This is a genomic window from Neorhizobium turbinariae (assembly GCF_023223505.1).
Lineage (GTDB): Bacteria > Pseudomonadota > Alphaproteobacteria > Rhizobiales > Rhizobiaceae > Neorhizobium > Neorhizobium turbinariae.
In genome coordinates, this window is the sequence record NZ_JALPRY010000014.1 from 14,085 (window position 1) to 37,838 (window position 23,754).

General features: G+C 65.5%; 30 protein-coding genes and 1 pseudogene. 15 read left to right on the forward strand and 16 right to left on the reverse strand.

The annotated features are described in order from the left end of the window. Window positions 1-87: 87 nt before the first annotated feature. Window positions 88-678 carry a type II toxin-antitoxin system VapC family toxin gene (locus tag M0654_RS12515; RefSeq protein WP_248683390.1) on the reverse strand — a complete coding sequence of 197 codons (591 nt, stop codon included), beginning with the start codon at window positions 676-678 and terminating at the stop codon, window positions 88-90. 106 nt (window positions 679-784) lie between these two features. Between M0654_RS12515 and M0654_RS12520 the strand changes: the two genes are divergently transcribed. Together M0654_RS12520 and M0654_RS12525 are read left to right on the forward strand one after the other, a co-directional pair. Further along, a complete protein-coding gene (locus M0654_RS12520) occupies window positions 785-979 on the forward strand; it encodes a hypothetical protein (protein WP_248683391.1) in 195 nt (64 codons plus the stop codon). Window positions 980-1,170: 191 nt separating this feature from the next. Beyond that, a complete protein-coding gene (locus tag M0654_RS12525; RefSeq protein ID WP_248683392.1) occupies window positions 1,171-1,740 on the forward strand; it encodes a hypothetical protein in 570 nt (189 codons plus the stop codon). 73 nt (window positions 1,741-1,813) lie between these two features. On the opposite strand, the gene M0654_RS12530 is transcribed toward M0654_RS12525, so the two are convergent. From M0654_RS12530 to M0654_RS12540, 3 genes are all read right to left on the reverse strand, one after another. Further along, window positions 1,814-2,092 carry a hypothetical protein gene (locus tag M0654_RS12530; protein WP_248683393.1) on the reverse strand — a complete coding sequence of 93 codons (279 nt, stop codon included), beginning with the start codon at window positions 2,090-2,092 and terminating at the stop codon, window positions 1,814-1,816. A gap of 58 nt (window positions 2,093-2,150) precedes the next feature. Next, window positions 2,151-2,951 (reverse strand): TIGR02391 family protein, encoded by an 801-nt coding sequence (locus tag M0654_RS12535; protein WP_248683394.1) that lies wholly within the window; start codon window positions 2,949-2,951, stop codon window positions 2,151-2,153. A 219-nt stretch (window positions 2,952-3,170) separates the two neighbouring features. Beyond that, a complete protein-coding gene (locus tag M0654_RS12540; RefSeq protein WP_248683395.1) occupies window positions 3,171-3,950 on the reverse strand; it encodes a glutaredoxin family protein in 780 nt (259 codons plus the stop codon). Window positions 3,951-4,004: 54 nt separating this feature from the next. Between M0654_RS12540 and M0654_RS12545 the strand changes: the two genes are divergently transcribed. After that, window positions 4,005-4,409, forward strand: coding sequence for a MerR family DNA-binding protein (locus M0654_RS12545; protein WP_248683396.1), 405 nt, complete (start codon window positions 4,005-4,007; stop codon window positions 4,407-4,409). 76 nt (window positions 4,410-4,485) lie between these two features. On the opposite strand, the gene M0654_RS12550 is transcribed toward M0654_RS12545, so the two are convergent. The 7 genes from M0654_RS12550 to M0654_RS12580 all read right to left on the reverse strand — a co-directional run bounded on the left by M0654_RS12550 (window position 4,486) and on the right by M0654_RS12580 (window position 9,424). After that, window positions 4,486-4,935 carry a DUF411 domain-containing protein gene (locus tag M0654_RS12550; protein ID WP_248683397.1) on the reverse strand — a complete coding sequence of 150 codons (450 nt, stop codon included), beginning with the start codon at window positions 4,933-4,935 and terminating at the stop codon, window positions 4,486-4,488. Between the two features lie 55 nt (window positions 4,936-4,990). Beyond that, the gene (locus M0654_RS12555) at window positions 4,991-5,275 is read right to left on the reverse strand and encodes a copper-binding protein (RefSeq protein WP_248683398.1); all 285 of its coding nucleotides are present in this window, start codon (window positions 5,273-5,275) and stop codon (window positions 4,991-4,993) included. A gap of 24 nt (window positions 5,276-5,299) precedes the next feature. Beyond that, the gene (locus tag M0654_RS12560; protein WP_248683399.1) at window positions 5,300-5,779 is read right to left on the reverse strand and encodes a cupredoxin domain-containing protein; all 480 of its coding nucleotides are present in this window, start codon (window positions 5,777-5,779) and stop codon (window positions 5,300-5,302) included. A gap of 33 nt (window positions 5,780-5,812) precedes the next feature. Beyond that, on the reverse strand, window positions 5,813-7,171 hold the full coding sequence (locus M0654_RS12565) for a multicopper oxidase family protein (RefSeq protein ID WP_248683400.1): 1,359 nt from the start codon (window positions 7,169-7,171) through the stop codon (window positions 5,813-5,815). A gap of 13 nt (window positions 7,172-7,184) precedes the next feature. Next, window positions 7,185-8,651, reverse strand: coding sequence for a TolC family protein (locus M0654_RS12570; RefSeq protein WP_248683401.1), 1,467 nt, complete (start codon window positions 8,649-8,651; stop codon window positions 7,185-7,187). Continuing rightward, window positions 8,651-8,872: a hypothetical protein gene (locus M0654_RS12575; protein ID WP_248683402.1), complete on the reverse strand. Its 222-nt coding sequence runs from the start codon at window positions 8,870-8,872 to the stop codon at window positions 8,651-8,653. Before M0654_RS12575 ends, M0654_RS12570 begins: the two co-directional genes overlap by 1 nt. An 84-nt stretch (window positions 8,873-8,956) precedes the next feature. Beyond that, window positions 8,957-9,424, reverse strand: coding sequence for a hypothetical protein (locus tag M0654_RS12580; protein WP_248683403.1), 468 nt, complete (start codon window positions 9,422-9,424; stop codon window positions 8,957-8,959). Window positions 9,425-10,020: 596 nt separating this feature from the next. Here M0654_RS12580 and M0654_RS12585 point away from each other — a divergent pair. From M0654_RS12585 to M0654_RS12610, 6 genes are all read left to right on the forward strand, one after another. Next, on the forward strand, window positions 10,021-10,440 hold the full coding sequence (locus tag M0654_RS12585; RefSeq protein WP_248683404.1) for a DUF305 domain-containing protein: 420 nt from the start codon (window positions 10,021-10,023) through the stop codon (window positions 10,438-10,440). Next, complete coding sequence (locus M0654_RS12590) at window positions 10,440-10,772, forward strand: four-helix bundle copper-binding protein (RefSeq protein WP_248683405.1); 333 nt, start codon at window positions 10,440-10,442, stop codon at window positions 10,770-10,772. Before M0654_RS12585 ends, M0654_RS12590 begins: the two co-directional genes overlap by 1 nt. 274 nt (window positions 10,773-11,046) lie before the next feature. Continuing rightward, the gene (locus M0654_RS12595; protein WP_248683406.1) at window positions 11,047-13,518 is read left to right on the forward strand and encodes a heavy metal translocating P-type ATPase; all 2,472 of its coding nucleotides are present in this window, start codon (window positions 11,047-11,049) and stop codon (window positions 13,516-13,518) included. After that, entirely contained in the window at window positions 13,515-13,655 is a 141-nt protein-coding gene (locus M0654_RS12600; RefSeq protein ID WP_248683407.1) for a hypothetical protein, read from the forward strand. The genes M0654_RS12595 and M0654_RS12600 overlap by 4 nt, the downstream gene beginning before the upstream one ends. A gap of 26 nt (window positions 13,656-13,681) precedes the next feature. Then, the gene (locus tag M0654_RS12605) at window positions 13,682-14,170 is read left to right on the forward strand and encodes a copper chaperone PCu(A)C (RefSeq protein WP_248683408.1); all 489 of its coding nucleotides are present in this window, start codon (window positions 13,682-13,684) and stop codon (window positions 14,168-14,170) included. A gap of 222 nt (window positions 14,171-14,392) precedes the next feature. Next, a complete protein-coding gene (locus M0654_RS12610) occupies window positions 14,393-14,758 on the forward strand; it encodes a hypothetical protein (protein WP_248683409.1) in 366 nt (121 codons plus the stop codon). Window positions 14,759-14,761: 3 nt separating this feature from the next. On the opposite strand, the gene M0654_RS12615 is transcribed toward M0654_RS12610, so the two are convergent. After that, a complete protein-coding gene (locus M0654_RS12615; protein WP_248683410.1) occupies window positions 14,762-16,009 on the reverse strand; it encodes a DUF882 domain-containing protein in 1,248 nt (415 codons plus the stop codon). 247 nt (window positions 16,010-16,256) lie between these two features. On the opposite strand from M0654_RS12615, the pseudogene M0654_RS12620 reads away from it, so the two are divergent. Both M0654_RS12620 and nadE read left to right on the forward strand, forming a co-directional pair. Continuing rightward, a pseudogene (locus M0654_RS12620) lies at window positions 16,257-17,592 on the forward strand (Nramp family divalent metal transporter). Between the two features lie 93 nt (window positions 17,593-17,685). Beyond that, window positions 17,686-18,507 carry an ammonia-dependent NAD(+) synthetase gene (gene nadE, locus M0654_RS12625; protein ID WP_248683411.1) on the forward strand — a complete coding sequence of 274 codons (822 nt, stop codon included), beginning with the start codon at window positions 17,686-17,688 and terminating at the stop codon, window positions 18,505-18,507. A 12-nt stretch (window positions 18,508-18,519) separates the two neighbouring features. Here the strand turns inward: nadE and M0654_RS12630 are convergent, their stop codons facing one another. Together M0654_RS12630 and M0654_RS12635 are read right to left on the reverse strand one after the other, a co-directional pair. Further along, window positions 18,520-18,936: a MerR family transcriptional regulator gene (locus M0654_RS12630; protein ID WP_248683412.1), complete on the reverse strand. Its 417-nt coding sequence runs from the start codon at window positions 18,934-18,936 to the stop codon at window positions 18,520-18,522. 103 nt (window positions 18,937-19,039) lie between these two features. Then, complete coding sequence (locus M0654_RS12635; RefSeq protein WP_248683413.1) at window positions 19,040-19,198, reverse strand: hypothetical protein; 159 nt, start codon at window positions 19,196-19,198, stop codon at window positions 19,040-19,042. A 319-nt stretch (window positions 19,199-19,517) separates the two neighbouring features. Between M0654_RS12635 and M0654_RS12640 the strand changes: the two genes are divergently transcribed. The 4 genes from M0654_RS12640 (at window position 19,518) to M0654_RS12655 (ending at window position 22,559) form a co-directional block, all read left to right on the forward strand. Beyond that, window positions 19,518-20,612, forward strand: a complete 1,095-nt coding sequence (locus M0654_RS12640) for a L,D-transpeptidase family protein (protein WP_248683548.1) — start codon at window positions 19,518-19,520, stop codon at window positions 20,610-20,612. Between the two features lies 1 nt (window position 20,613). Continuing rightward, window positions 20,614-20,781, forward strand: a complete 168-nt coding sequence (locus M0654_RS12645) for a hypothetical protein (RefSeq protein ID WP_248683414.1) — start codon at window positions 20,614-20,616, stop codon at window positions 20,779-20,781. Between the two features lie 7 nt (window positions 20,782-20,788). Next, complete coding sequence (locus M0654_RS12650) at window positions 20,789-21,880, forward strand: flavin-containing monooxygenase (protein ID WP_248683415.1); 1,092 nt, start codon at window positions 20,789-20,791, stop codon at window positions 21,878-21,880. An 85-nt stretch (window positions 21,881-21,965) separates the two neighbouring features. Next, window positions 21,966-22,559, forward strand: a complete 594-nt coding sequence (locus tag M0654_RS12655) for a transglutaminase-like cysteine peptidase (protein ID WP_248683416.1) — start codon at window positions 21,966-21,968, stop codon at window positions 22,557-22,559. A gap of 12 nt (window positions 22,560-22,571) precedes the next feature. Here the strand turns inward: M0654_RS12655 and M0654_RS12660 are convergent, their stop codons facing one another. Then, window positions 22,572-23,228, reverse strand: coding sequence for a DsbA family protein (locus M0654_RS12660; RefSeq protein ID WP_248683417.1), 657 nt, complete (start codon window positions 23,226-23,228; stop codon window positions 22,572-22,574). Beyond that, the gene (locus tag M0654_RS12665; RefSeq protein WP_248683418.1) at window positions 23,225-23,662 is read right to left on the reverse strand and encodes a disulfide bond formation protein B; all 438 of its coding nucleotides are present in this window, start codon (window positions 23,660-23,662) and stop codon (window positions 23,225-23,227) included. Before M0654_RS12665 ends, M0654_RS12660 begins: the two co-directional genes overlap by 4 nt. Window positions 23,663-23,754 lie beyond the last annotated feature (92 nt).

The window sequence follows — 23,754 nt, forward strand, 5'->3', positions numbered from 1 at the left end:
CAAAAGCAGACGGTAAATTTTCTCCACGAGCCCACACATCGCTTGTGGCTCCGTGAAGCAGTGACGGATGTTTGCTGGCAAGCTCCGTCAGCACCGGACGATGATCTCATCGTTCCCCCGGATCCCGGGCAGGGGGGCATTGAGGAAGCGCTCGGGGCAGTCCCAGGGCGGGAGATCCACTTCGCGGCACGGCCTTACATCCCACTTCCTGCGCAGCGGATCGTATACGCCCGGCAGCGGAAACAGCTCGTGGATCCGGCGATAGTCCTTCGTGTTCGCCGTCAGCAGCGGCGCGCCGTGCGCGATCGCAACGGATGCCACCATGAGGTCGTGGCCGAGTCTGTTGTGCTTCGCTCCGCGCTGCACCGTCCACATCGATCGGAGATCGGGAGTGGACGTCATCCTGGCGTACACCGCGGCCACGTTGGGCGTCATGGCCAGCATGCGGAAGCCGCTGCCGAGCACTTCGTCGATCCACGCTGTCAGGGCTGCGGCTTTCCCGGGATATGTCTTCTCCAGGAGATGTGCACCCCGCCGCAATTCCGCTATGCTCGGGAAGCTGATGGCGGCACGCTTAGGTCCCAGCGCAGCAAGCCATTCCCGCAAGCCGGGGGGAGGGCGCTGGCGTCCGATCTGGCTCACGATGTCTGTGTCCAACAGCAGGAAGTTGCCCGGCATGATCGAAACCCCGGTTGTCCGACGCGCTTCACAGAAAACCCGGGTTGCCCCAGGGCATGTCCGGCATCAGACCCCACCGAGAACAAGGCCTGGGAGGTCCATCCACATGAACAATGGCAGCGAGTGGCGGCGCTCCGACCTGGAGACGCGCGCGAACGAGGTTCTGGACGCTGCAAGGCGCGAGGGGATGCAGATGATCGAGGACGTCGACGGCCGCTTCGAGCTCGTCTTCGTGCCGCAAAGGCAGACGCTCAAGCAGCTGTTCTCGAAACCCGGTCCCATCCCCGACGACGACGCCTGAAGCTGACCCCCACTCGTCTATGCCTTGGACCTTACCCGGTTGCAGAAGCAGTGCAAGATGGACTCACACAGAATCTATAGTAGCTATAGCTATAGGTTTGTCCGGCATAGTTAATTTTTTTAGTAGGCATCCGGCCTGCGGCCCGGGAGCCGCTGCCCTGCATAGCGGCCGCTGCCGGAACGGAGGCTGACATGACCATCATCAAGCAGCAGGGACCCGAAGGTTCGCTTCAGGCCCACAAGGACGAATTGAGGAACCTGCAGGTGCCGAACATGGACGAGTTCTTCCACGAGCCCGTCCTCGGCCCACATCCGCTTCCCGTGCATGTGCTCACCGCCGAGGAGGCCGCGACGCAGGACCTCACGCGGCCGCCCGCCGCATGGCGTTTCGTCTTCTCGCTGGATTCATACCCCTCCTATGCCGACGTGGAGCTGGTCGACGGGGGTCTCGTCGTCGAAAGCCTGGCCGAGGGCAGGGCGGCCGACCTGCTCCACCTGGCCCTCCCGTTCGCCGGGAAGCAGGGCGACAGCTTCGCCATCTCAGTCTTGGAGGTCCCGGCGCTGAACGAGGTTGCGCTATGGCTGCGGGGGCAGAAGGAGGACTTCTTCCTCGAGATCCTCCGCCGCGGACGCCAGGCGGACTTCAGGACCCTGCGGTCGAGGGAGTACCTCCTGGATCTGTCGCAGGCGATGGAGGCGAGCTACGTCTTCTCCGACACGAGCACAAGGTCACCAGGAAACGGGAACGACTTGGGCAAGTAGCTGCATCCGGCAGGGCGGAAGCTCCGGCCGCCGCTGCGGCTTCCGCCCCTTCAGCGCCGCGCCGCAGCCGCCGTCAGCTGTCCTCGCCGAGCGACCGGTCGACCGGATCGCGGCCGAACAGAGCATCCACCAGCGACTGCAGCGCCTCTGCATCCCGGCTGATCGACGCCTTGATCTCGGCGACGGCCTTGCGGATGTCCTCGTGACCCGCGGCGAAGGTCTGCAGCCGCGTCCGATCGAGCGCGGTGGACGCAAGCGCGCGGGTCACGAGGACATTGTTCACCGCCAGCATCCATCCGAAATTCTGCACCTCGTACAGTGCGTCCTCGAGTTGCTGCGCGTCCATGGCCATGCTTGCTCCTCCTGCATCGGGCAAGCTTGCGCGACCAGCCTGCAACCGAGAAGCGGCGTCAGACCCTTGATGGCATGGATGCGGCGTCGATCCTCCTGTGGATCAGCGAGACCAGCGAGAACAGATCCTCGGCATCATCCTTCGACATGCTCCAGTTGACCTTGGCTGCGTGCGCAGTCGTATTCCGGAACATTCCGAACGTCCCCTTCAAAAGGTTGGCGAAACCCTTCTGCTCGCTCCGCTCGCTTTCCGTCAGCAGGCTGTTGATCGCAAGCATGGGGGGACTCCCGCCGAAGACGCGGTCGACCAGCGCGGCACCGTCGTCCGCGAGACCCGTCCTCTCCCGGATCTTCTCGGCCACGCTCTTCACGGCCTCGAGGACCGCGTGGAAGTAGTTGTCGGCGAGAAGCTCCTCGCGGCAGAACCTCAGCACGTCCGGATGGATGCCGCGCGTCTTGAGATCGCTCCGCAGCTCCTGCGCTCGCCGCGCGGCCTCGCTGAGGGTCGAGGCGGCTTCCGTGGCAAAGAGCTTCCCGCTCTCGTCGAGCGCAAGTCCGCAGAAGGCGAGGGCGCGGTTGAGGTTCGCCCGCATCGGCTCGAAGCGGTGGGGTTCGCGGGCGAACCTGGCGGGGTTCATCGTCTTGCGGATGAAGGCGATGATGTACTTCCTGTCGCGCCGGGCAGCCTGGCTGGCTGCGAAGGCGTTGAACAGGCGCTTCCTCTTGGTCATCGACGGATCAGTGTCCACGATCCCCGTCAGGGCCAGCATCTGGCCTATCTGGCTCCCCGTCAGGCCTTCCTCGGAATGTCCCAGCGCGTCGGCGATCGCCTCGAGCTGTGGCTGGCTGAACACTGCCATCTGACGGTTCCTTCCGCGTGCCCCCCGCAAGCATTTTCTGGCCATGGTGAACGACGATCCGGCAGCCGTGTCCCACGAGCTGGAAGTCGTGGAGCAGGTGCGTTCGCCACGCCGCCGAGGCGCTCCGGCCGTGCCGCAGTCGGATGTGTTCTTCCGTCCCGGATCAGAGCTGGCAGCCTTGCTACAAGTTTGGCAGACTTGTAGCAAGGTGCCGTGGCGCTACATCGCGTGCCTTCCGACGAACCCCAGGGACACCGCCGCCATCCACGCGGCCATGGCGATCATCATCAGGTTCTCCGTCAGGGAGATGAAGCCGAGGGGGACGTTGCTGGAGCCTCCCACGCATGCGCACTTGAGCTCGCGCCTGTCGATGTAGACGGCCTTGAAGACGGAGACCGCGCCGATCGTGCCGATGAAGAGTGCGACAGGGACCGAGATCCAGTCCAGCGCTCCCGCCACCATGAGAATCCCGGCGAGGCCTTCGGCGTAGGGATAGATGTAGCCGTACGGCACCCAGCGCTTTGCAAGCAGGTCGTAGTTCAGGAACATCGTGGCGAAGCTCTCGACGTTCTGGAGCTTGAGCAGGGAGAGAACGACCATCGAGAAGGCGATGAACCACTCCGCGGCGCGAAGCGTGAAGGCGTCTCCGGAGACGGCGTAGCTCGCGGCCATGGCGGTGAGCGCGGTCATCGAGAACAGGACGGCTACCGGGCGGTAGGTGATCGCCTTGGGATCGGCGACCTTCTTTCCAAGGAACCTGCGCAGGTTGTCATGGCCGCCGATCCGGTCGGTGCCGATGAAGATCTGCGGCGTCGTTGCGACACCATGCTCCCTCTTGAACGCGTCCGTCTCCTCGCGCGTGGTCAGATGGCGGTCCTCGACGTCGTATCCGGCCCGCTCGAGAAGATGCTTGGCCTTCAGCCCGTAGGGGCAGGTGTGGCCTGGCATCCCCATGCGGTGGATGACGGCCTTCTTCGTGTTCTGAACCGTGTCCAGCATTTCACGTCTCCTGATGTCTTGTGAAACCGATGGCAGGACCATACCTTCCGTACCATGGTACGGAGTCAAGACCCCATGGACATGACGATCGGAAAGTTTGCGAAGGCAGGAAACGTGGGCGTCGAGACGATCCGCTTCTACCAGCGGCGGGGTCTTCTTCCGACGCCCCCCGGACACGGTAGCGTCCGGACGTACGATGCCGGAGCCCTGCGCCGCCTGAAGTTCATCCGGCAGGCCCAGAGGGCGGGATTCACCCTGGACGAGATCGCGCAGCTGCTCGAGCTCGACTCGGGCGACGACCGGGCAGCTGCGCGGAGGCTCGCCAAGGCCAGGCTCGAGGCCCTGGACGCCAGGATCGCGGAACTTCAGGCAGCGCGGCAGTCGCTCGAGCGGCTGGTGGGCGAATGCGCTACAGGCCGGAAGGGGCCGTGCCCGATCCTCACGTCCTTCGGGGTCTGACTTCTGGATAACATCGTGTGGTGCCGGGGTCCTGCGGAGCAGGGCCACGCGCTCGCCCACGGCCCTCTGGGCTCGGTCACGACGGCCGGACCGCCATGTAGACGTAGGGCGTCGAACCGTCGCGCGGCACCGCCATCACGTCGTACGAGGCCTCGGGATCCGTGCCCATTCCAAGCGATCCCTTCGGCATCCCGGCGACGGCGAGGCCCGCAAGGGCCGGACGCTCCCGGAGCAGCTTCTCCGCGGCCTCGAGCGGAACATGGCCTTCGAGGTAGTAGCCGTCGACGACTCCGGTATGGCAACCGTGAACCTCCTTCGGCACCTTCAGGCGCGCCTTGAAGGCGTCCATGTCCTCCTCGTCGCGTGCCTCGACTTTGTAACCCGCCATCCGGTACGCGCTCGCCCAGGCTCCGCAGCATCCGCAGTATGGATCCTTGTGGACCGTCATCGCCGCATCCTGGGCGGAAGCGGCGGCGGGCAACACCGCGGCGGCCACCGCCAGGCATATCAACTGTCTGCGTTTCATCTTGTGTCTCCGTGGAAGAGGCCGCTCCGGATTCGTGCGGAGCGGCCGGATCATGTCACTTCACCTGGGTGACCGTGAGCTTGCCGTTCTTCCGCTCGGCGACGAACTGCACCTTCGCGCCTTCCTTGAGCTTGGCGAGGAGGGCGGCGTCCTCCACCGTGAAGACCATCGTCATGGCGGGCATGTCGAGGCTCTTCAGTTCCTCGTGGATGAGCGTGACCTTCTTCGCCTTCGTGTCGACCTTCTTCACGGTGCCGCTCGTGAACTCCTGAGCGAACAGGCCCGTTGTCGAAGAGAGGGCGACGGCGGCGGCGAGCGCGATCCTGATGGTGTTCTTCATGACGTTCTCCTTCGTGCTGTGGGATTACTTGTTTGCAACGGTGACGTCGCCGTGCATCCCGGCGTCGTAGTGGCCGGGAATGAGGCAGGCGACCTTGAAGACGCCGTCGTTGGTGAACTTCCAGACAATCTCGCCGCTCTTGCCCGGTGCCAGCCGGATCGCGTTCGGGTCGTCGTGCTCCATCTCCGGGAACTTCTCCATGACCGCCTTGTGCTCCATGACCTTGTCCTCGCGGTCGAGGACGAACTCGTGATCGAGTTCGCCGTCGTTCTTCACGGTGAAGCGGATGGTCTGGCCCTTGCGGACCTTGAAGCTGCTGGGGGTGAAGATCATCCTGCCGTCCGGCGTCTCCTTCATGCTGATCCGGATGGTCTGGGTGACCTTGGACTTCTCGCCGGGTTCGCCGACGGCCATTGGTTCGCCGTGACCTCCCGCATGATTGCCGGAGGCGAGGGCCGGGGTCGCCAGTGCTGCCAGAGCAAGGCCGATGATTGCGTTTCTCATGTCGTTTTCCTCTACGTGTGCGGAGACCTGCGGTCAGCCGTGGTTGGAATGCTTGGAAGGGGTCTGGGTCTTCGCGTCCTTGGCCTTGGGCGCTTCGGGAAGGCTTCCCGTCCACTCCCAGGCCTGCGTGCCGGGCGGGTTCTCGTACCAGCCCGGATCCTTGTAATCGCCCGCGGAGATGCCCTCGCGGACCTTCACCACGGAGAACATGCCGCCCATCTCGATGGGGCCGTGCGGACCCCATCCCGTCATCATGGGTACGGTGTTCTCCGGGATCTCCATCGACATCTCGCCCATGTCGGCCATCCCGGCGGTGCCCATCGGCATGTATTCCGGGCGGAACTTGCGGATCTTCTTGGCGACCTCCTTCTTGTCGACGCCGATGAAGGTCGGGATGTCGTGGCCCATCGCGTTCATCGTGTGGTGCGACTTGTGGCAGTGGATGGCCCAGTCGCCGACGTACTTCGCGTCGAACTCGTAGGCGCGCATGGCCCCGACGGGGAGGTCGATTGAGACCTCCGGCCAGCGCGCCTCCGGACGTACCCAGCCGCCGTCCGTGCAGGTCACCTCGAAGTCGTAGCCATGCATGTGGATCGGATGGTTGGTCATCGTCAGGTTGCCGACCCGAACGCGCACCCTGTCGTCCTTCGAGACCACAAGAGGATCGATGCCGGGGAAGACCCGGCTGTTCCAGGTCCACAGGTTGAAGTCGGTCATCTCCATGACACGCGGCACGTAGGTGCCGGGATCGATGTCGTAGGCGCTCAGCAGGAAGACGAAGTCGCGGTCGACCGGCATGAACTTCGGGTCCTTGGGGTGGACCACGAAGAAGCCCATCATGCCCATCGCCATCTGGACCATCTCGTCCGCGTGCGGGTGGTACATGAAGGTGCCCGACTTCACGAGGTCGAACTCGTAGACGAATGTCTTGCCGACCGGGATGTGCGGCTGGGACAGGCCGCCGACGCCGTCCATGCCCGACGGCAGGATCATGCCGTGCCAGTGGACGGTCGTGTGCTCCGGCAGCTTGTTGGTGACGAAGATGCGCACCCTGTCGCCCTCGACCGCCTCGATGGTCGGTCCCGGTGACTGCCCGTTGTAGCCCCAGAGGTAGGCGGTCATACCCTCCGCCATCTCCCGCTCAACGGGTTCGGCGACGAGGTGGAACTCCTTGACGCCGTTGTTCATCCGGAACGGCAGCGTCCAGCCGTTGAGGGTGACCACGGGATTGTAGTCGGGGCCGACCGACGGCCGGACCGGGGTCTGCGTCGCCGCGGAATCCATGAGGGCGGCTTCGGGAAGCCCCATGTTCGAGGTCTGGGACCAGGAGTTGGAGGAGACGAGGGCGGCACCAGCCGCGCCCGCTCCGAGAAGCTGTCTTCTGCTGAACATGCTCGTGTCCTTTCTAATGGCCGCCTGCCGGGGCTGCTTCGGCCGATGCGACCTCGGTCTCCGCTGCCGCCGATCCCGAGCCAGCGCTTCCGCCGTAGACGACGGGGGCGAGGTTCGCTTCGGCGAGCCAGAAGTCGCGCTTGGCGTTGACCGCGAGGATGGTGGAATCGATCTTCTCGCGGGTGTCCGCGATCAGCTCGAAGGTGCTGGTGATCATGCCGTTGTAGGTGAGGAGCGACTGCTCCTCGATCGTGTTGCGCAGCGGCAGGACGTTGTTGCGGTAGTGGCGGGCGATGTCGTAGTTCGACCTGTAGGAGACATACGCCGACCTCGCTTCCGACCGAACGTTGACCGCCAGCTCGGCGAGCTGGTTGGCGGCCCTCATGTAGGCGAGCTCGCCCTTGCGCAGGCGCGCCTGGCCGGAGTCGAAGATCGGGATGGTGAACTCGAGCGATCCGGTCCGGGAGATGTCGGAGACGATCCGCCCGTCCTCCTCCCGCTCGCGTTCCTTCTCCCAGGTGCCCACAAGCTCGATGTCGGTGACGATGCGGGTCGCGTTCTCGAGCTTGTACGACTGCGCGGTCGCCTGCAGCTCCAGGCGCGCCACCTGCAGGTCCATGCGCTTGCCGATCGCCTCGGCCTCGATGTCGTCGCGCCTGATCAGCGCCCTGGGCAGGTTCGGCAGGCGGTTCGGGATCTGGAACTCGACGTCGGATCCGGACAAGCCCATCAGGCGGACAAGCTCCTCCTTCGCCAGCTTGGCCGCCAGTCGTGCCTTGGCGGTCTCCCCGGTCAGCTCCGCATAGAAGACGTGCTCGCGCGCCTGGTCGGCTTTCGGCATCGATCCCGCCTCGCCGATCTTCTTCGCAAGCTCGGACGCAGCGTCGGCCGCCGCCTTCGCCTGGTTGAGGTAGGCAACGTTCTCCCATGCGGCGACGGCATTGATCCACGCCCGGCGCGTCTCGGCGGCAAGCGAGATCGTGACCAGCGCGGCGTTGAGCTGGGCCTGCCGGAAGCGCGTGTCCGCAAGCTTGATGTTGCGGTCATAGGTCGCGAGCGCGAGGATGTTCGCCGCGATCGCGCCTTCGATGACCCGATAGGCCTCGAGGCCGGGAGTGCCGATGCCGGAGAGGCCGACGGAGAAGGTCGGGAACACGGAGAGCTGCGTCTGCCATGCGTCCGCGGCGCTGTCCCCGAGATCGGCATAGGCGGCTTGGAGGCCCCTGTTGTTCAGGAGCGCCACCTGGACGGCCGTCTCGACGTCGATGGTCTTCTTCGCCATCAGCGCCTTCACGCGGGCGCGGGCCTCCGCCGCCTGCTGCTGGTTCTGGATCCAGACCGTCTGCTTGCCTGTCGCCTGCGAACTCTTGAGGGACGTGTTCACGAACCCGGCGTCCCTGGCGGCATAGTCGGTGGTGCAGCCTGCCAGGAGCAGGGGGAGGAGGGCTGCGGAGAGGAGCTTCGTCTTCGCGAGCGCCATCACGCACCTTCCTTCTTCGGAGCCTGGGCGTCGTTGAGGCCCCGCCACGGCTTCGGATCCACGGGAATGCGGTGGGTGTAGCCGCCGACCGGGTTCTGGTAGCGGACGGGGGCCGCCCGCACGGTGTCAGGACTGGAGCCGTTGTCGACGACTTCGGGAAGCGCGGAGGCGCATCCGCTCGCAAGGAGCGGCAGTGCGGCCACCAGGATTGATGGTTTCATGGTCAGTATCCGAGAATGAGATCGCATTCGCGCTCACAGCCCTCGCGGGCGCGGAGTCGCGGCAAAACCCGCCCTGGCGGGCGCTCAGACTCGGATGTTGGGCGGCCTGTGGAGGCTCGGCCGGGTGCCGTGCACGCGGCTGTCGTCGAACACGCGCAGCGGCGTGGCGACTGTCACAGGCTCGAAGGCCTGGTACGGAGACGGAAGGGCGACGCTGAAGCAGAAGTCCTGGCAGCAGTCCTTCTGGACCTGCTTGCCGGACATGCTGCCGTCCCTGTCATGATGGCCGCCGCCGCCGTGATGGCCCGCATCGGCCTGCTTGTCCGCCGTTCCGTGGGAATCGGCGTCGCCGTCGCCGTGATGATCGACCGGAGCCGAGACCTCGATTTCCGCGAAGGCGGAGCCATGCATTGCGGCGGTGGCGTTGGGCACGGTGTAGCCGACCAGCGATACGACGATCGCCAGACGGAAGAACACCATCATCCTGCTCACCAGGTTGCGCACCGCTATGTCCATGCTCCAGAGGATGCCACCGATCCCACGATCTGTCACGTCGCCGATTCTTGCGGCGGAAATGAGGATGGCGAATCGACCTTGCCGGGGACTTGCCACGGGAACGGTGCTAGGGCTTCCCACAGGGGGAAGGTCAAGCGAAAGATTCACGAGGCGTCTGCTGACACAACACTCATCGCCGGATGATGCTGCATCCGCGTCACACGACGTTCATCAGGCCTGCGGAACCATCGGCACCGCCGTCTGTTGTTGTCGCAGGAGCCGTCCATGCCGTCGACACGCCGCCTGCGAACTTTTGTCTGCGCGATCATCGCCATCCTCGCGATGACCTTCGCGGCCGCGTTTTCGCCTGCGGGAGCGATGTCGGCGCATCAGTGCGTCGGGCGGCATGATCCTGCCCATCCTCACGAAGGCGTGAAGAGCGGAGTTCCGGCTCCAGGATGCTGCGCGGGCATGCAGTGCTGCCCTCTGGTTCCGATGCTTCCGGCCGTGAAGCGGAGTGACGGTGCCGCGCTGCCTTCACCGGACCTCATCGTCGCTGCGACCCCGCTGCTGCTCGTACGGGATATCGATCCTCCTCCACGAAATGGAAGCGCCTGAACACGCCATAGCTTTCATTCAGAGGAGTAACGAAGATGAGAACGAACACCATCGCCCTCGCGCTGGGCACCGCATTCGCCATGTCATTCGCCGCCGCTTCCCCGGCGGCCGCGCAGATGGCGTATCCCGACAAGTGCAAGTCGGAGATGTCCTCGGGCGGAGACATGGCCATGCAGGGTCATGCCATGACCGGCATGACCGACCATCAGAAGGAATCGATGGACGGCATGAAGGCCATGAACATGAACATGATGCAGGGAATGATGAAGAAGGACGCGGATGTCGCGTTCGCATGCGGGATGATCGCCCACCACATGGGCGCGATCAGCATGGCCGAGGTCGAGCTGAAGCACGGCGACAATGCCGAGGCCAAGGCGAAGGCGCAGAAGATCATCGACGACCAGACCAAGGAGATCAGGGAACTCACCGCCTGGGTCGAGAAGGAGGTCAAGTGATGCATCACATGTCCTCCGAGATGAAGGAGTGCATCGACAACTGCCTCGCCTGCTACAGCGAGTGCCTGTCGATGGCGATGGGCCACTGCCTGGAGGCGGGCGGCCAGCACACGGAGCCGAAGCACTTCAAGCTGATGATGGCCTGCGCGGAGATGTGCCGGACGTCGGCGCACTTCATGCTGATCGGCACCGAGCATCACAGGCACACCTGCAGGGAATGCGCGGAGATCTGCCGCCAGTGCGCGGACGACTGCGAGCGCGTCGGCGACATGCAGAGCTGCGTCGACGCCTGCAGGAAGTGCGCCGACAGCTGCGAGAAGATGGCGGCCTGAAGATCAGGGCGCACCCGGTTCTTGGATCGGGTGCGCCCAACATAACCGGACGGTGATAACTCGAGGTCAACTTCGCCCTTACCACCGATCGGCTATAGGGGGTATCAGTCAGACTCAAACAGGGCCGCGATCAGGCCGACCCGTCCGTAGTCGCGTATATTTGCAGAACATCGGGTCCGACCCCTCTGATCCTCTTCTCCCGCCGTTTTTCCTCTTGCACCTCTAGCTACTAGAGGTCGTACACCGTGCTCATGGACAGCACGAGGATACTGTGATGAGCGAACCGATGCAGACGAGGTTCCGCGTGGACGGAATGGACTGCGCTTCCTGCGCGAGCAAGATCGACACCGCCGTCAGGCGCATGCCCGGCGTCTCCGACGTGGCGGTTTCGGTCTCGGCGGGAACCATGACGGTCAGCCATGACGGCACCACCGATCTCGAGGCGATGGGGAGGAAGCTCTCCGGACTGGGCTACAAGGCGAGCCGGATCGCTCCCAAACCGATTCCGGCGGTTGCGGCTGCCGCGACGGCCGCCAGCGAGGGGCAGGCCCGGTTCCGGGTGGGGGGAATGGACTGCGCCTCCTGTGCGAGCAAGATAGACACCGCCGTGCGCCGCCTTCCGGGCGTCGACGACGTCAGCGTCTCCGTGACCGCTGGCACGATGACCGTGCGGCATTCGCCCGAAGCCGATCTCTCCGCCGTCGAGAAGCAGGTCGCGGCGCTCGGCTTCTCAGTCGCGCCGATCGTCAGGACGAAGGCTGTTCCGGCTCCGACGCACGATCACTCCGGCCACGACCATGATCATTCGCACGCTCACGCCCACGCATCCGACGCTTCCGGTGCCGGAACCGAGGGCCTTCACGGTCACGACCATGGCCCCACCGATGGTCCCTGGTGGCGCAGCCGGAAGGGCCGCCTCACGATCTTCGCAGGAGCCGCGCTCGCCGTCGCCTACGGGATCGGCCACCTTTTTCCTGCCATCGAGACCTACTCCTTCATCGTCGCCATGCTGATCGGTCTGGTGCCGATCGCCCGCCGTGCCGTGATGGCCGCGCTTGCTGGCACCCCGTTCTCGATCGAGATGCTCATGACGATCGCGGCCGTCGGCGCGCTTGTCATCGACGCGACCGAGGAGGCGGCCGCTGTCGTCTTCCTGTTCCTCGTCGGCGAGCTGCTCGAGGGCGTCGCCGCGGGAAAGGCTCGCGACAGCATCAGGTCTCTGACCGCTCTGGTACCGAAGACGGCGCTTCTCGAAGAGAGCGGCAAGACACGGGAGGTTCCGGCAGAGACGCTGGCGGTCGGCTCCGTCATTCTCGTGCGCCCCGGCGACCGCATCTCCGCCGATGGCGTCGTCGTCGCGGGCGAGGGGTCGGTCGACGAGTCTCCGGTGACGGGCGAGAGCGTCCCGGTGCGCAAGGTTGCCGACGACCCCGTCTTCGCAGGCACCGTCAACGGCGACGCCGCCCTGCGGGTGCGGGTGACGGCGGCGGCACAGGACAACACGATCGCCCGCGTTGTCAGGCTCGTCGAGGAGGCGCAGGAATCGAAGGCTCCGACCGAGCGGTTCATCGACCGCTTCTCGCGCTACTACACCCCCGGCGTCGTGGCCGTCGCCGCGCTTGTCGCCATCGTTCCGCCGCTGCTGGCGGGTGGCGACTGGAGCGAGTGGGTCTACAAGGGCCTCGCCATCCTCCTCATTGGCTGCCCCTGCGCACTCGTCATCTCGACGCCTGCGGCCATTGCCGCATCGCTGTCGTCGGGAGCGCGCCGCGGCCTGCTCATGAAGGGCGGGGCGGTTCTCGAAGGCCTCGGCAAGTTGACCGCGATCGCGTTCGACAAGACGGGCACCCTCACCGAAGGCAGGCCAAAGGTAACCGATGTGGTTCCATTCGGCCGCGGCGTGCCGGAGGTGCTCGGGATCGCCGCTGCGCTCGAGGCGGGATCCAGCCACCCGCTGGCGCTTGCGATCCTGGACAAGTCCTTGGAGGACGGGATCGAGCCTCCGGCCGCGACCGGTGCGAAGGCGCTGGGGGGCAGGGGCGTGACAGCCGTGGTGGACGGCGTCGAGGTCTTCCTCGGCTCCCCCAAGGCCGCCGCCGAACGGGTCGCCATTCCGATGGCGCATTCTCGGAGAATCACCGCCCTCAACGACGAGGGCAAGACCGTCTCCGTCCTTGTCATCGGCGATGTCCTCGCAGGTGCGATCGCCATGCGCGACGAGCCGAGGGGCGACGCCGTCCAGGGACTGAAGGCGCTGACCGACGCCGGGATCCGGACCGTCATGCTGACGGGCGACAACAGCCGCACGGCGAAGGCCGTCGGAGCCGCGCTCGGCATCGAGGTCCGGGCCGAGCTGATGCCGGAGGACAAGCAGCGGATCGTCGGCGAGCTGAAGAAGGAAGGCTTCGTCGTCGGCAAGATCGGCGACGGGATCAATGATGCGCCAGCTCTCGCCGCGGCCGATGTCGGGATCGCCATGGGCGGCGGAACGGACGTCGCGCTCGAGACCGCCGACGCCGCCGTGCTCCATGGCCGTGTCGGAGACGTCGCGCTCATGGTCGACCTCTCGAAGAGGACGATGCGCAACATCTTCCAGAACATCGGGATCGCGCTCGGCCTCAAGGCTGTCTTCCTGATCACCACGGTCATCGGTGTCACCGGGCTCTGGCCAGCGATACTCGCCGACACGGGCGCGACGGTTCTGGTCACGATGAACGCGCTCCGCCTGCTGAGGCCGATCCGATGAAGCCATCCAGCAGAAAGATCGTTTTCGGTGTGCTTCTCCTGTCTGTCGCCACGTCGATCGTCTTCAGCATGATCGGCGTGCTGGCGGTCTGGAACCCGATGGAGCTGTTCGGCTACGCGCCGGGCCAGCGACCTTGAGCTATGGAGTAGATATGAGAACAGGAATGATTCGCCTGGCCGTCGCGTCAGCCTTGCTCGCGCTGCCGCTGGCCAGCGCCACAGCACACGACTTCAAGGTCGGCACCCTCGAGCTGAAGCACCCGTGGTCGGCCAAGGCTCCCCCGGTCGCTCCGGTGCTCGGCGGCTACCTGACCATCGTCAACTCGGGAACAGAGGGCGACCGTCTCCTCGGCGGCAGCACTCCCGCAGCGGAGCGGCTGGAGCTGCACGAGTCGTCGCTGGTGGACGGCGTCGCGCGGATGCGTCCGGCCCGGCAGGGGATCGAGATCCCCGCAGGTGGGACCGTCAGCCTCCAGCCCGGCGGGACGCACATCATGCTCGTGGGGCCGAAGATGCGTCCGCCGGAGGGCGGCAGTTTCAAGGCGACCCTGCAGTTCGAGAAGGCGGGACCGGTCGAGGTTGAATTCGTCGTCCAGGGGAAGCCGCCGCAGCCTGCTGGTCCGGAGGATCACAGCGGTCACGCGAAGCCGTAGATCGGCATCTGGCAGATCTTGAAACCTCGTCCGCCGCATCCCACCTAGGGCTCACCACCCGTTCTCGATGATTGCCTGCTGCGCCGCTCTCGGTCGCGCGTTCGCCGTCGTCCGGGTCATGAGGGCGCTCCCTGGCGACAGGTCGAGCGCCCTCATCATTTCGAAGGCTTGCACGCCTGCGCGGCTGCGCTATCGTACGTCCGCGAAAGGGAGCCGACGCTCATGGATGCACGCGTTCTCAGGCAGATCAGCAGGATTTGCACGTCGGACGAGGGATACGCCGACGCACTCGCACGCACGCTTTCCGAGGAGGCGGGCGGAGCGATGACGGTGTCCAGGGCGGCGGACGGCCTCGAAGAAGCTCTCACGCGCGCCTGCGCGGGCGTTCCCCAGGTCGTGGGCGCGGCTGGCGACGCCGTCGTGCTGATCTCGGTCGCGGACCTGGCGGGGCTCCTCCGCGAGGCGGATACACCGACGCTGGCTGAAGCTCTCCGGAGGAGCGGGTTCGAGCCGTACCGCGGCGGCCGCGTGATGGTCGGCGAGCGCCGCAGCCGTGGGATGCTGAAGCGGCGCGGCGATGCCGCCTGACGGCTAGCCGTCGGCCCAGAAGCGCGAGGCATCGAACTTCGAGGTCTCCGGCGCTGTCGTCTCCTCCGCCACATCGGCGGACTTTGCCGTGGCTGCTCCAGCAAGCGAACGCCGCACGAAGACGGGCGCGATCATGCCCCGCGAGTCGGGCGCGGATAGTGCCCAGGAGACCAGCGACTCTTCTGCGTCAGCCTCGTCCTCGGAATCGGTTTCGGCGGATGTCATCGGCAGCAAGGCGATTCCCCCTGAAACCTGCCTCAGGGTAGGAAGCGCGGCGGGCTGGACAGGCTCTTCGCGTACCGCTTGCACGGGACCCAGCGATGCCGTCTCGATGGCGGCCTCTGGCAACGCGGCGGACGGGCGCACGGCCGGGACCGGCACCGCAAGCGAGGCGAGGTCCACGTAGCCGGGGTCATTGGCCGGAGGCACTGCGGCACCAGGCGTCGTCTGCAGTTCCAGCGCCTGTTCGGCGCGGCTCTTCCTGGAGGGAAGCATTGCAGTCAGGAGGCCTGCGCGGACCGGTGCCGGAGCGGCGTCATCGTCATCCTCTCCGGCGGCGGCGGCGATCAGGATCGACTTCGGGCCCACTCGCCGCCTGTAGTCCGCGACCGCCTGGTCGTAGCCGGGCAGAGGCCGTCCGTCGGCAGGCAGGTGCATGGTCTTTCCGTCGGGGAAGATGCGGGCAAGCTCCTGTCGGGACATCCTCGGCCATGCTCGCACATTGCCTACGTCGAGGTGGACGAACGGCGATCCGGAGGTCGGGTAGTAGCCGACGCCGCCGACCTGTGCCTGCATGGCGAGCGCCCGCAGCGTGGCGAGCTTCACGCCCGGGATGTAGAAGTCCATCGCCTTGCCGAGCATGTGCTGGCTGTTCTTCGCGACCCCGGTGCTGCGCGAGCGGCCCCGCAGCATGCTGTTGGTCGCGGGCGAGCGGTAGGCGGAGACGATGTGGATGTAGTCCTTCGCACCGCTCCTGTCGTAGACCTCCCACACGAGATCGAGGAGCCGCGGGTCCATCCGGGCAGGCTCGTTCCTGCGCCAGTCCCGCAGGAAGCGGTTGATCTCGGCGAGGCCGCGGGAGTCGTACCTGCCGTCGCGCTTGTAGGTGATAGTCGCGCGTTCGCCCGTGTGCGTGAAGAACAGCTTGAGAGACCGGTCCTCGGCGGCGGCGACACTGGCGGAGGAAGCGAAGAGGGGGAGCGAGACAGCGGCGGCAACCGCGGCGCGACGCAGGCAGTCCTGCAGCCTCATCACGGCTTCCTTGAGGGCGACAGATCCCGAACACTCTTTCACTGGACACTCCGGCACGACATGCTTGCTACTTGAGAATGACTGAACCCGCGGATGCGGAGCAGCGGGTCGGTGGCTTCAGTAGACAGGATTATGGTCAACGAAGTCCTAATATGCAGGTGGAGACCCCTACATGCCCCGCCTTGCCATTCCGCCGTCTATATGCGAATGATTTGCAATTGCAGCTGGAAGGGGCAGGAGTGGTGCGATGGACATGATACGCGAGCCACTGGGGGGATGGCGCAGGACCGCAGGAGAAGCGTCTCTTTCGGACGTCCATCGATCCGTCGCCGTGTCATCTGCCTCCAGCACATTGCGACGTTCACTCGCCTTCTTCGGACCCGGCTACCTCGTGGCGGTCGGCTACATGGATCCGGGCAACTGGGCGACATCGCTTGCCGGAGGTTCCCGCTTCGGCTACGCGCTTCTCGCCGTGGCGCTGGTCTCCAACATCATGGCGATCATCCTTCAGTCGCTCTGCGCGGCTGGCGATCGCGTCCGGGCGCGATCTCGCACAAGCCTGCCGTGATTCCTTTCCAAGGCCGATCGCGGTCGTCCTGTGGCTGCTCGCCGAGATCGCGATCATCGCGACCGACATCGCCGAGGTGATCGGAACTGCGATCGGCCTCAACCTCATCTTCGGCATCCCCCTGGAGCTGGGCGTCATCATCACGGCTCTCGACGTGTTCCTGATCCTCTATCTCCAGAAGCTGGGGTTCCGCTGGGTCGAAGCGCTCGTGATCACCCTGCTGGGCGTGATCGCGGTGTGTTTCGCGGTGCAGATAGCGCTCGCAGATCCGGACTGGGGGCAGGTCATCCTTGGCTTCGCGCCGACGACGGAGATCGTCACCAACCCCGACATGCTGTATCTTGCACTGGGCATTCTCGGCGCGACCGTCATGCCCCACAACCTCTATCTGCACTCCGGTATCGTCCAGACCCGCGCCTATGGCCACACGCCTGCCGAGAAGCGGGAGGCGCTCAGGTTCGCGACCATCGACTCCACGGTCGCGCTGATGTTCGCGCTGCTGGTGAACGCGTCGATCCTCATACTGGCAGCCGCCACCTTCCACCGGACGGGGCAGACAGGCGTTGCCGAGCTTGGAGAGGCGCACAGCCTTCTGGCTCCGCTCCTCGGCCTAGCGGTCGCGCCAACGCTGTTCGGGATCGCGCTGCTCTGCTGCGGGATCAACTCGACGGTCACTGCGACGCTCGCGGGGCAGATCGTCATGGAAGGGTTCCTGAAAATCCAGCTCGCTCCTTGGCTGCGTCGTCTGATCACCCGCGCGATCGCCATCATCCCGGCTGCGGGCGTGACCATCGCGTTCGGCGACAGCGGCACCGCAAAGCTCCTCATCCTGACGCAGGTCGTCCTCAGCCTCCAGCTGTCCTTCGCGGTGTTCCCGCTCGTGATGTTCACCTCCGACCGCATGAAGATGGGTGATCTCAGAGCGCCGCTGTGGCTCAGGGCAGCCGCATGGTTCATCGCCATCGTGATCGCCCTCCTGAACGTCAAGCTGCTGTCGGACTTCCTCTCGTCGTGAGCTAGAAGCGTCGGCCGCATCCGTGTCGATGAAGTCTGCAACGGGAAGCAGTGGCTGTGCGTTCTCCACCGTCGCTCGCAGTGGAGGTGAGACATGCTTGACGAACAGTCCCGCATCATCCGGGAGCTCGGCGTTGCCGAAAGTTTCGATGCAGAGTCCGAAGCTGACCGCCGTACCGCCTTCCTCGAAGACTATGTCCGGGCCTCGTCGATGCGGGCGCTCGTCCTCGGCATCAGCGGAGGCGTCGATTCACTCACGGCGGGAATGCTTGCCCAGAGGGCCGTGCTGCGGCTGCGAGAGCGCGGCTGCGACGCCGAGTTCATCGCCGTGAGGCTTCCCTACGGTGTTCAGGCGGACGAGGCGGACGCCCGCAGGTCGCTCGACGTGATCGGGCCGGACCGGACGGTGACGGTCGACATAAAGCCCGCCGCCGATGCCATGATGGCGGAGGTCCGGCGGGAGGCCGACGATCTCGTCTCGGGCGAGCGCATGCACTTCCACCTGGGGAACATCAAGGCGCGCCAGCGCATGATAGCACAATACGCCATCGCGGGAGGCGCGAGGGGTCTCGTGATCGGCACCGATCATGCCGCGGAGGCGCTGATGGGATTCTTCACCAAGTTCGGCGACGGTGCCGCGGACGTGGTTCCCCTGGCAGGCCTCAACAAGCGCCGGGTCCGCGCGCTCGCTCGGCATCTGGGCGCTCCCGAAGACCTCGTCTTCAAGGTGCCGACGGCGGATCTCGAATCCGACGCGCCCCTGAAGCCCGACGAGGACGTCTATGGCGTCACCTACGACGAGATCGACGACTTCCTCGAAGGCAGGAGGATCGGACAGGATGCCCTGCAGCGCATCCTGTCCGCATTCCGGACCACCGCGCACAAGCGGGCGCTCCCGGCCCCTCCATCGGCGTGATGCGCGCCGCGTTCAACCGTGGTCGGTGGCGCAGAGATCGTGGTTCGCCAGTGCCTGGATGACGTAGCAGTCGCGGACCTGGTTTGCATGGCAGTGCGTCGAGATGCGCTCCAGCTCCGCCTCCAGCTTTCTGAGGCGCTCGAGCTTCTGGCGGACCATGGCGAGCTGTTCAGCGGCGATCCTGTCCGCTTCGGCGCACGGCTTCTCCGGATGTCCGCTCAGATCGATGAGTTCGCGGATGGCCTCGATCGTCAGTCCCAGGTCGCGCGCATGCCTGATGAAGGAGAGGCGCTCCTGCTCGGACTTCGAGTAGCGGCGCTGGTTTCCTTCAGAGCGTTCCGGCGGAGAGAGGAGACCCATCTGCTCGTAGTAGCGGATCGTCGGCACCTTCACCCCGGTGGTCTTGGATAGGTCTCCGATCGTCAGCATCTGAATCCTTTCGGCGAAGTCGCGCAGCCGTCACCTCCCATATCTAGGACTCAATCGGGATGAATGGAAGTGTCACCGGTGCGGGGCAGGCTCGGCTGCACGCTCAGCTTCGCTTCGACGAGCCCGGTTTCCACTCGCGGAACCACATGTAGGATTCGATCCCGATCGCAGCACCGAACGCGATTGAAGCGACGTAGCCGAAGAGGGCTTCGGTCCAGTCGTGGCCGCCGACCCAGCAGACCAAGGCGAACGCCGACCTCACGAGCACGTATCCTGCTGCGCAGAACAGGGCGATCCAAGTTGCCGCTCGTACGCTTTTCAGTGCCGCTCTTCCCATGTGAGGGAACTAGAGCGGGCGCTGCCAGCGGGGAAATCAAGTTGTCGTGCGTACGATTTACGAGATCACCTCTTGCACCTCAAGCTGCTAGAGGTCCTATGATCCACGCGAATCTCGGCAGAGGCGGCGGATGGCGCATCCTCGCCTGATCGTGTAGTTAGGCTTAACGAAGATGTAACGGCTTCCGGGCTTGCTGGAGCACGACTTCCTTCCGACGGGGCAGCAGTACCGCAGCATGACTTCGATGACCGACCGCAAGACAAATTCCGCTCGCGACCGCTTCATGTCGGCCATCTGCCGCGTGGCTGCAGTGGCTCTCGTCGGTTCCGCTCTCTCCGGCTGCGTCGCCGCCGACATGGCGCTCGACGATGTCCCGAAGGCTCCTCCGCAGATCCCTGCAAAGGTGCTTGCCGAGATGTCGAAGAAGGGCATGAAGGCGGAAAGCCCGGTGCTCGTGCGCATCTTCAAGCAGGAGAGCGAGCTGGAGGTCTGGAAGATGGACGGGAGCGGCCGCTACGCGCTCCTGAAGACATATCCCATGTGCAGGTGGTCCGGCAAGCTCGGCCCGAAGACTAAAGACGGCGACCGCCAGGCACCTGAGGGCTTCTACCACGTCTCCTCAGGGATGCTGAACCCGAAGTCTCAGTACTATGTCTCGTTCAACCTCGGCTATCCGAACAGGCTGGAGTCGGCGCTCGGCTACACCGGGGAGTCGCTGATGGTCCACGGCGCGTGCTCGTCCTCGGGCTGCTATGCGCTCACAGACCAAGGCGTCGGCGAGATCTACGCGGTCGTCTCGAAGGCGCTCTCTTCCGGCCAGGACCGCTTCCAGGTGCAGGCCTACCCGTTCCGGATGACGCCGGAGAACATGGCGCTCCACAAGGACGACGCCAACCTGCCGTTCTGGAAGACGCTCAAGGAAGGCTACGACGCCTTCGAGCTGACCCGGCAGCAGCCGAAGGTCTCTGTCTGCGGTCGGCGCTACGTCTTCAACACCGAATTCGAGGGAGGCGAGCCCCGCGATCCGCTCGCCGCCTGTCCGGCCACGGCCAAGCCCTCTGATCCGCAGCTCGTGGCGAAGATCGCCTTGGAGAAGCAGAAGGTCGAGGCGGCGGTGACGAAAGCCAGCAGTTCGACAGTCATGTCCTATGTCGACGGTGGGATGCATCCCAGCTTCCGGCAGCTCCTCAAGAAGGACGGCCCCGAAAAGCTTGCCGCGCGGATATCGAGCATCAAGTATCCCGTCAGCAGGCCGGATGCCGCGCTGGCCGACCCCTTCAAGGCGATGACCAAGCGCACGGGAGCCGGACAGGTTGCCGACGCGCCCCGTGGAGACTGACATGGAGCCGCGTTCCGACCAGCGCCTGGCAGCCATCCGGCGGAAGAACCGCATACTGCTCCTCGTGCTCGTCGCGTTCGTCCTGGCCGTCTTCGGCTACAGCTTCCGCCACATCGGCCGCGAAGCGCATCCGGATCCGGCACCAGCCGCCGCTGCCCCGCGCCCTTGAGCATCCGATGACAGACGAAATGCCGGAAAACAGCATCCGCACGGACGTGCTCGTGATCGGAGCGGGGCAGGCGGGGCTCGCTGCCGCCCATTTCCTGACGCTTGAGGACATTCCACACATCGTCCTGGACGCGCTTCCGGTAGTCGGGGACAGCTGGCGTCGGCGCTACGACGCTCTCAGGCTGTTCACGCCAAGGAGCCTGAGCAGCCTGCCCGGGATGCCGCTCCAGGGAGATCCCGACGGCTACGCAGGCAGGGACGAGTTCGCCGACTACCTTGCCCGCTACGGTCGCGGCCGCCGCGTTGAGACTGGAACGGAGGTCACCGTCCTGCGCAGGCGCGGCGATCTCTTCGAAGCCGCGGCCGACGACGGACGGACCTTCACCTCGCGCGCCGTTGTGGTGGCGACGGGGGCCTTCACCAGGCCTGCGGTCCCGGCACTGTCCGCGGGATTTGCGCCCGAGGTGCAGCAGATGCACGTCTCCCAGTTCCGCAACGCCGGATCGGTCGTCGACGGCACGGTGCTCATTGTCGGCGACGGCGCGAGCGGGCGCGATGCCGCCATGGCGCTCGCCGCAACGCACGACGTCGTTCTTGCGCGGGGGCGGCCCCGCAGGCTTTTCCCGGAGCGGATACTGGGGAGAAGCACCTGGTGGTGGCTCCACAGGCTGGGTCTCCTCCGGGCGCGCCCGGACAGCCTCATCGGCAGGCGGATGCGCAGGATCGACCCGTTCCCGCTGCGGGGCAATGGCGATGCCGATCTTGCCCGGCTCGGGATCAGCCTGAAGCCGAGGCTGATGGCGGCCGACGGACCTGCGGCCGTGCATGGCGACGGCTCCCGCAGCTTCCCGGCTGCCATCGTCTGGGCGACGGGTTACGCTGAAGACTTCCGCTGGATCGAGATCCCGGGCGCGGCGTCGCCCGATGGTCGTGCGATCCATGCCGAAGGCGTCTCCCCTGTCGACGGCCTCTACCATCTGGGCAGGCCGTGGCAGCGCAACCGTGCGTCCGGGCTCATTCTCGGCGTTCGAGACGACGCCCGGTCGATAGTCGGCATGCTCGTCCATCGCCTGCGCACCGGAAGCGGCTGCAATACATGATGGGTGATTGTTCGCAAATTGCCGCCCTTGGAATCCGGCCGTAGCTTTCCCAAAACGGACGGGGACGCAGATGAAGAGATTCCGGATGACACTTGGGGCTGTCGCAGGAGCCCTGCTCGCACCTGCATTGGGGGCTCTGGCGGACATGCCCGAGGCGACAAGCATGACTGTTGGCGCGGACACCCGTCAGCCCATCGGCCACTACGATCTATGCATCAAGGATCCGGATGAATGCAGGAAGCTGTCGCCGCCAGCAGCGGCGCGCGACCCTTCGCCGGAAGAGTGGGAGACGGTGGTGGCCGTGAACTCCGCGGTGAACGCGAGAATCGTCCAGAAGCCGGACAGGCAGATATACGGCGTGGAGGAGCTATGGACCTATCCGGATGTGGAAGGCGACTGCGAGGATTTCGCGCTCCTCAAGCGCCGCGAGCTCGCCGGGAAGGGCTGGCCGCTGGCGGACCTCCTGCTGACGACGGTCCGCAAGCAGGACGGCGAGGGCCATGCGGTGCTGACCGTCCGGACGGCGCGGGGCGACTTCGTCCTCGACAATCTCGACGGCAGGGTGCGCCCCTGGAACGAGATCCCGTACATCTTCGTGAAGCGCCAGTCATCGACGAACTCGGGGCGGTGGGTGTCCATCGAAGCTGGCAGGGACATTCCCGTGGGTTCCGTTCGCTGACGCCGTCCTGGATCACGAGCCCGCCAGAGACACGTTCAGTTCCGCGCCGACGAGGTTGTAGAGGCCCTGCGGGCTGAACTCGGTCAGCGGCTTCCCGTTCACGAAGAAGGTCGGCGTCTGCCGGACGCCGTTCGCCTTCATGTCTGCGGCATCCTGGGCCAGGACGCCGTCCACGGCTGGAGAGGCGGCGTCCTTCTTCGCCCTTTCGAGCTCGAGGCCAGCGCCGCCTGCTATCTCCCATGCCTTCGCAAGATCCGGCGAGCCGTGGACGGCCCATTCCGGCTGTATCGCGAGAAGCGCCTCGAGGACGGCCTGGAAGCGGTTCTGCTTCCGCGCCGCCTCCAGGATCCTGACGGCTTCGTCGGAGCCCTGGTGGAGCGGCGTGTAGCGCAGGACCAAGCGGACCTGGCCGCTCGTCTGGGACATCAGCTGCTTCACGATCGGGTAGAACGCGCGGCAGGCCTCGCACGAGGGGTCGAAGAACTCGACGATGGTGACCGGAGCCGAAGCCGGGCCCAGCACGGGGGAATGCATCCTGACGAGGGTCTGCTCGGCTGCGGGAGTGGATGGCGGCGCTTCCACGGGAACGGTTCCGTAGATCGCTGCCCCTCCCGCGAAGACGGCGACGGCTGCGACGGCGGTTGAAAGGACGAGCGTGCGTCTTTTCATGGCTTGGTTCTCCGGCGCACCACGAGGAGGAGCGCGATCACGAGGGTGAAGGCGGCGAGAGACAGGAGCGGGATGGGCACGGTGTTGAGGAGCATCATCCCCTCGCCGGAACAGGATGTGCCCTGGCCGCAAGGCCTGATGGCCGTCGGGATGACCTTGAAGTAGAGCAGGTTGTGGAATGCCGCCACTAGCCAGCCCGCCCCGGCGACGGGCAGGGCGTAGATCCAGCCACCGCCGTCGGAACGAAGGGCGGCAACCCCGAGCACGGCTACGAGCGGAAACATGAACGCCCGCTGGTGCCAGCAGAGACCGCATGGCGTCTGCCCCATGACTTCGCCGATGAAGAGCGCGCCGAGCGTGGACGCGAGCGCCACCGTCCACGCCGCAAACAACGGGGTCCATGTCCGGTCCGCTCTCTCTCCGGTCCTGGTCATTCGCACTCCTGCCCAACGATTCGATCCATATTCTGGAACCTCAAGGAGCTAGAGGGTCAAGGGGCGGAAGATCAGGTGATGCATCCCATTGA

Coding starts and splice junctions, on each gene's coding strand:
- M0654_RS12565 (WP_248683400.1), bottom strand. CDS start 7,171: ATGTTCAGCAGAAGACAGCTTCTCGGAGCGGGCGCGGCTGGTGCCGCC.
- M0654_RS12615 (WP_248683410.1), bottom strand. CDS start 16,009: ATGAGGCTGCAGGACTGCCTGCGTCGCGCCGCGGTTGCCGCCGCTGTC.
- M0654_RS12640 (WP_248683548.1), top strand. CDS start 19,518: ATGACCGACCGCAAGACAAATTCCGCTCGCGACCGCTTCATGTCGGCC.
- M0654_RS12550 (WP_248683397.1), bottom strand. CDS start 4,935: ATGAAACGCAGACAGTTGATATGCCTGGCGGTGGCCGCCGCGGTGTTG.
- M0654_RS12630 (WP_248683412.1), bottom strand. CDS start 18,936: ATGCTGACGATCGGAGACCTATCCAAGACCACCGGGGTGAAGGTGCCG.
- M0654_RS12515 (WP_248683390.1), bottom strand. CDS start 678: ATGCCGGGCAACTTCCTGCTGTTGGACACAGACATCGTGAGCCAGATC.
- M0654_RS12525 (WP_248683392.1), top strand. CDS start 1,171: ATGACCATCATCAAGCAGCAGGGACCCGAAGGTTCGCTTCAGGCCCAC.
- M0654_RS12660 (WP_248683417.1), bottom strand. CDS start 23,228: ATGAAAAGACGCACGCTCGTCCTTTCAACCGCCGTCGCAGCCGTCGCC.
- M0654_RS12605 (WP_248683408.1), top strand. CDS start 13,682: ATGATTCGCCTGGCCGTCGCGTCAGCCTTGCTCGCGCTGCCGCTGGCC.
- M0654_RS12545 (WP_248683396.1), top strand. CDS start 4,005: ATGGTACGGAGTCAAGACCCCATGGACATGACGATCGGAAAGTTTGCG.
- M0654_RS12570 (WP_248683401.1), bottom strand. CDS start 8,651: ATGGCGCTCGCGAAGACGAAGCTCCTCTCCGCAGCCCTCCTCCCCCTG.
- M0654_RS12655 (WP_248683416.1), top strand. CDS start 21,966: ATGACACTTGGGGCTGTCGCAGGAGCCCTGCTCGCACCTGCATTGGGG.
- M0654_RS12530 (WP_248683393.1), bottom strand. CDS start 2,092: ATGGCCATGGACGCGCAGCAACTCGAGGACGCACTGTACGAGGTGCAG.
- M0654_RS12520 (WP_248683391.1), top strand. CDS start 785: ATGAACAATGGCAGCGAGTGGCGGCGCTCCGACCTGGAGACGCGCGCG.
- M0654_RS12535 (WP_248683394.1), bottom strand. CDS start 2,951: ATGGCAGTGTTCAGCCAGCCACAGCTCGAGGCGATCGCCGACGCGCTG.
- M0654_RS12540 (WP_248683395.1), bottom strand. CDS start 3,950: ATGCTGGACACGGTTCAGAACACGAAGAAGGCCGTCATCCACCGCATG.
- M0654_RS12575 (WP_248683402.1), bottom strand. CDS start 8,872: ATGAAACCATCAATCCTGGTGGCCGCACTGCCGCTCCTTGCGAGCGGA.
- M0654_RS12595 (WP_248683406.1), top strand. CDS start 11,047: ATGAGCGAACCGATGCAGACGAGGTTCCGCGTGGACGGAATGGACTGC.
- M0654_RS12560 (WP_248683399.1), bottom strand. CDS start 5,779: ATGAGAAACGCAATCATCGGCCTTGCTCTGGCAGCACTGGCGACCCCG.
- M0654_RS12600 (WP_248683407.1), top strand. CDS start 13,515: ATGAAGCCATCCAGCAGAAAGATCGTTTTCGGTGTGCTTCTCCTGTCT.
- M0654_RS12645 (WP_248683414.1), top strand. CDS start 20,614: ATGGAGCCGCGTTCCGACCAGCGCCTGGCAGCCATCCGGCGGAAGAAC.
- M0654_RS12610 (WP_248683409.1), top strand. CDS start 14,393: ATGGATGCACGCGTTCTCAGGCAGATCAGCAGGATTTGCACGTCGGAC.
- nadE (WP_248683411.1), top strand. CDS start 17,686: ATGCTTGACGAACAGTCCCGCATCATCCGGGAGCTCGGCGTTGCCGAA.
- M0654_RS12555 (WP_248683398.1), bottom strand. CDS start 5,275: ATGAAGAACACCATCAGGATCGCGCTCGCCGCCGCCGTCGCCCTCTCT.
- M0654_RS12585 (WP_248683404.1), top strand. CDS start 10,021: ATGAGAACGAACACCATCGCCCTCGCGCTGGGCACCGCATTCGCCATG.
- M0654_RS12665 (WP_248683418.1), bottom strand. CDS start 23,662: ATGACCAGGACCGGAGAGAGAGCGGACCGGACATGGACCCCGTTGTTT.
- M0654_RS12650 (WP_248683415.1), top strand. CDS start 20,789: ATGACAGACGAAATGCCGGAAAACAGCATCCGCACGGACGTGCTCGTG.
- M0654_RS12590 (WP_248683405.1), top strand. CDS start 10,440: ATGCATCACATGTCCTCCGAGATGAAGGAGTGCATCGACAACTGCCTC.